General features: G+C 70.8%; 6 protein-coding genes. 5 read left to right on the top strand and 1 reads right to left on the bottom strand.

What is annotated here, in order from left to right; translation table 11 throughout:
- Positions 1 to 285: hypothetical protein (locus HW577_RS20810; RefSeq protein ID WP_198378038.1), on the bottom strand; the 285-nt coding region annotated here is incomplete at its 3' end.
- Positions 286 to 394: 109 nt separating this feature from the next.
- On the opposite strand from HW577_RS20810, the gene HW577_RS20815 reads away from it, so the two are divergent.
- From HW577_RS20815 to HW577_RS20835, 5 genes are all read left to right on the top strand, one after another.
- Positions 395 to 1174, top strand: a complete 780-nt coding sequence (locus HW577_RS20815; protein WP_198378039.1) for an SDR family oxidoreductase — start codon at positions 395 to 397, stop codon at positions 1172 to 1174.
- On the top strand, positions 1171 to 1563 hold the full coding sequence (locus HW577_RS20820) for a dihydroneopterin aldolase (RefSeq protein WP_232475106.1): 393 nt from the start codon (positions 1171 to 1173) through the stop codon (positions 1561 to 1563). Before HW577_RS20815 ends, HW577_RS20820 begins: the two co-directional genes overlap by 4 nt.
- Before the next feature lie 295 nt (positions 1564 to 1858).
- A complete protein-coding gene (gene uvrC, locus HW577_RS20825; protein WP_198378041.1) occupies positions 1859 to 3754 on the top strand; it encodes an excinuclease ABC subunit UvrC in 1896 nt (631 codons plus the stop codon).
- Positions 3755 to 3768: 14 nt separating this feature from the next.
- The gene (gene pgsA / locus HW577_RS20830; protein ID WP_198378042.1) at positions 3769 to 4395 is read left to right on the top strand and encodes a CDP-diacylglycerol--glycerol-3-phosphate 3-phosphatidyltransferase; all 627 of its coding nucleotides are present in this window, start codon (positions 3769 to 3771) and stop codon (positions 4393 to 4395) included.
- A gap of 53 nt (positions 4396 to 4448) precedes the next feature.
- Positions 4449 to 4836: hypothetical protein (locus tag HW577_RS20835; RefSeq protein WP_198378043.1), on the top strand; the 388-nt coding region annotated here is incomplete at its 3' end.

Raw genomic sequence — 4836 nt, forward strand, 5'->3', positions numbered from 1 at the left:
CCGCGCGCCGGCCGCCTCGTGGTCCACCTCCGCGAGGTTGCGCCCGATGCGCGCGGCGCCGTCGGCAATCGCGACGGCCTCGGCGGCCACGCGCCCGGCCCCCTGGTCGAGACCCTCGGCCGACCCGGCCATCCCGGCGAGGCCCCGCCGCCACGCATCGACGGCGCCGGCGATGTCGGCGACCTGCACGGACAGGTCGCCGATATGCGGGGCGATGCGGGCGATGGCCGCGTCGGATCCGTCGCGCCGCGCGCCGTCCGCGCCGGCCATGTCGAATGGCGCCATGTCGGCCTCCTCGTCGATCCTGAATCTGCGCGGAAGATGTTTTTATTTCGTAATCAGCTCCGCGGATGCACCCTGACGGATGCGCGCGGGCACGCTACATGCCCGGCCCATGACCCTCCCCCTCTCCGACACACTGCCCAGGGGCGCGCTTGTCACCGGCGGCGCCAAGCGGCTCGGCCGCGGCATGGCGCTCGCCCTCGCCGAAGCAGGCTTCGATGTCGCGATCCACTACGCGGCGAGCGAGGCCGAGGCGGAGGCGACGGCGCAGGCGGTCCGCGCCCTCGGACGGCGCGCCGTCACGCTGCGCGCCGATCTCGGGCAGGAAGCGCAGGTCGCGCGCCTGGTGCCCGATGCCATGGCCGCGCTCGGCCCGCTCGGCGTTCTCGTCAACAACGCCTCCACCTTCGAGCGCGACGAATGGCACGACGCGACGCGCGCGAGCTGGGACCGGCACCTCGAGCCCAACCTGCGCGCGCCCTTCGTGCTGGCGCAGGCCTTCGCGCTGGCCTTGCCGAAGGGGCGCGAGGGCGTCGTCGTCAACATGCTCGACCAGCGCGTCTGGTCGCTGACGCCGCACTTCATCTCCTACACCGTCTCCAAGGCGGGGCTCTGGGCGATGACGCAGTCGCTCGCGCTCGCGCTGGCGCCGCGGATCCGGGTCAACGCGATCGGGCCGGGCCCGGCGCTGCCGAGCACGCGCCAGACGGCGGAGCAGTTCGCGCGGCAATGCCATTCCGTGCCGCTGCGGCGCGGCACATCCCCCGCCGAAGTGGCGCAGGCGCTGCTCGCCATCCTGTCGCTGCCGTCCATGACGGGGCAGATGATCGCGCTCGATGGCGGGCAGCACCTGCAATGGTCGCCATCCGCAGGCGGGGAGCCGGAGGAATGAGCTTCGCCCCCGATTCGGCGCGCGGCCTCCGCCATGTGTTCGTGCGCGGCCTGACCGTGCAGGCGCGGCTTGGCGTGCATGCGCATGAGGAAGCGCGCGCGCAGCGTGTGGTGATTGGCATTGATCTCGCGGTCCGAGACGAATCCGCTCCCACGGGCGAGGGTGCCGATGAACTCGCACGCGTCGTCGACTATGGCGCGGTGGCCGCGACCGCACGGCGGATTGCCTGCGCCGGGCATGTCAGGCTGGCGGAAACCCTCGCCGAACGCATCGCCGTGGCGCTCCTGGACGATGACAGGGTTGCTCGCGTTCGCGTGCAGGTGGAAAAGCCCGACGTGCTTGCTGACGTTGCGAGCGTGGGCGTGGCGGTCGAGCGGTCACGCAATTGAGACGCGAGACGCATTCATTTTGTCCACTGGCAGATTCGGCCCTGGAGCGTGGGACATCAGCGCCCGGCCGCTTCGCACTTGACGCAGGCGTTCATCGGTCGGTAGTAATTTTTTCTTTTAAATTCAATGCATTAGGCGTTTCTCGCCCGGCCGCTCAAAAACTCGGCACAGGGCCGAAACCTAACTGTAACGCCGCACACAGGCCCCTTGCCGCGAATGCGCCCACAGAGTTGTCCACAGGATTCGTGGACAAGGATCACGGCGGCGTGCACAGCGCCGCAGGATGACGCAGGGCATGTCGGACGTACCCGAACCGCCGCAGATCGCCGATGGTCTCGCCGTCATCGAGGCCGCCCTGCCGAACCTGCCGCTCGCCCCCGGCGTCTATCGCATGCTCGATGCGAAGGGCGATGCCCTCTACGTGGGCAAGGCGCGCTCGCTGCGCAAACGCGTCACTTCCTACACCCAGGTCGCGCGCCTGTCCGAACGCCTCCGGCGCATGGTGTTCGAGACGCGCAGCATGGAAATCGTCACCACCGCAAGCGAGGCCGAGGCGCTGCTGCTCGAGGCGAACTTCATCAAGCGCCTGCGCCCGCGCTTCAACATCGTCCTGCGCGACGACAAGTCGTATCCCTGGCTCGTCATCACCGACGACCATCCCTATCCGCAGATCGCCAAGCATCGTGGCGAACGGCGCAAGGGTGCCTCCTACTACGGGCCCTTCGCCTCCGCCTGGGCGGTGAACCAGACCATCACGGCGCTGCAGCGCGTGTTTCTCCTGCGCTCCTGCCGCGACACGGTGTTCGACAGCCGCACGCGCCCGTGCCTGCTCTTCCAGATCAAGCGCTGCTCGGCGCCCTGCGTCGAGCGCATCTCCCACGACGACTACGCCGCGCTGGTGCGGGAGGCGAAGGAGTTCCTCTCCGGCGGCACACCCTCCATCCAGAAGCGCCTGGCGGCGGAGATGGAGCAGGCCGCCGAGCAGCTGGAATTCGAGCGCGCCGCGTCGCTGCGCGACCGCATCCGCGGCCTGACGCATGTGCAGGGCAAGGACCGCGTGAACATCGAGGGCGTGGGCGATGCCGACGTCATCGCGCTGCACCAGGCGGCCGGGCAATCCTGCGTGCAGGTCTTCTTCTTCCGCGGCGGCCGCAACAACGGCAACCGCCCGTATTTCCTCAGCCACGCGAAGCAGGACCAGGGGCCGGAGGAGGTGATGGGCACCTTCCTCGCCCAGTTGTACGACGACCTGCCGCCGCCGCCGCTCGTCCTGCTCTCCCACGAACCGCCGGAGGCCGCGCTGATCGCCGAGGCGCTGAGCCTCAAGGCACATCGCAAGGTGGAACTGCATCGCCCGCAGCGCGGCGAGAAGCGCGAAGCAGTGGAACACGCCGCGACCAATGCGCGCGAAGCGCTGGAACGGCGCCTCGCCGAAGGCACGGCGCAGACGCAATTGCTCGACGGCGTCGCAACCCTGTTCGGCCTGCCCGCCCCGCCCGAGCGCATCGAGGTCTACGACAACAGCCACATCCAGGGCGCGAACCCCTATGGCGTGATGGTCGTGGCCGGCCCCGCCGGCTTCACCAAGCAGGCGTACCGGAAATTCTCGATCAAGGCGGCGCAGGGCAATGACGACTTCGCCATGATGCGCGAGGTCTTCGAACGCCGCTTCGGCCGCGCGCTGCGCGAGGATCCGGGGCGGGAGAGCGACGCCTGGCCGGACCTGGTGCTGATCGACGGCGGCGCCGGCCAGCTGTCCGCAGCGCAGTCGGTGATGGCCGAACTGGGCGTGGAGGACGTGCCGCTGGTCGCCGTCGCCAAGGGCCCAGACCGCGACGCGGGGCGGGAATGGTTCCACATGGCCGGGCGGGAGCCGGTGCAGCTGCCGCCACGCGACCCGGTCCTGTATTACCTCCAGCGCTTGCGGGACGAGGCGCATCGCTTCGCCATCTCCGCCCATCGCGCGGGCCGATCGAAGGCCCTGACGAAGTCCGAGCTGGACGAGATTCCGGGCATCGGCACGGCGCTGAAGCGCAAGCTGCTCAACCATTTCGGCTCGGCGCGCGGGGTGCGGCAGGCGGGGCTGGCGGACCTCGAGGCCTGCCCCGGCATCGGCCCGGCCGTCGCGCGCCGCATCCATGAGCATTTCCACCCCGGCGCCGCGGTGGCCCCGCGCGGCGGGACCGGCTAAGGAACGGGCACGCCATGCCCACCGACCTGCCCAACCTCCTGACGCTGTCCCGGATCGCTGCGATCCCGGTGCTCGTCGCCGTCGCGGCGGTCGGGGCGCCCTGGGCGGACATGGCGGCCTGCGTGGTGTTCTCGGCCGCGGCCATCACTGACTATTTCGACGGCAAGATCGCGCGCGACCGCGGCGTCACCTCCTCCTTCGGGCGGATGCTGGACCCAATCGCGGACAAGCTGCTGGTCGGCGCGGCGCTGATGCTGCTGGTCGGGCTCGACCGCCTCTCCCACGCCGCGCTGTATCCGGCCATCGTCATCATGCTGCGGGAGATCATGGTCTCCGGCCTGCGCGAATACCTCGCCGAACTCCGCGTCGGCCTGCCGGTGACGAAGCTCGCCAAGTGGAAGACCGGGTTCCAGATGGGCGCGCTCGGCACGCTGCTCGCGGGCGATACGGGCGCCGGTGTCATCGGCCTCGGCTTCCTGCCCGTCTCCCTGATCGGGGAGGTCGGGCTCTGGGTCGCGGCCGCGCTGACGCTCGTGACCGGCTGGGACTACATCCAGGCGGGCCTGCGCCATGCGGGAGAACAGGATGCCAGGCCCGCCGTCGCCGAGCCGCCCGCCGGCGAGACCACAGCGCGGCCTTGAGACGACGCGGCCGCGGGCGCATCTTCACACCCATGAGCGCGGAGCGACACCCCATGCGTAGCGGAACGGCGGCCGGCCTGTTGCTCGCCACCACGCTGCTGGCCGGCTGCGGGCCGGACTGGCAGCCCTCATGGAACATGAGCAGCCAGCCGGCCGTGACCGGCGACAGCCTGACCATCCGGCGCGTGACGGGGCAGGAGGCCGAATTCGCCCCGCTGCGGAGCGAGTCGGTGCAGGATCTCCGGCTGACGGCGGGGGAGCTGCGATCCTCCATGCCCACCGGGCCCGAGGCCGCCATGACCGGCGCGCCCGACTACCGCCCGGTGCCGCGCCCGGACATCGACCGGCAGACCGCCCCGCCGCGCCCGTCCTCCGAGGCGCCGCCGCCGCGCCGCGGCAGTTCCTGCCCGGCACGCGTGGCTACGGCGCCGCCCCCCGCGA

The sequence above is a fragment of the Neoroseomonas rubea genome (assembly GCF_016106015.1).
Taxonomy (GTDB): domain Bacteria; phylum Pseudomonadota; class Alphaproteobacteria; order Acetobacterales; family Acetobacteraceae; genus Neoroseomonas; species Neoroseomonas rubea.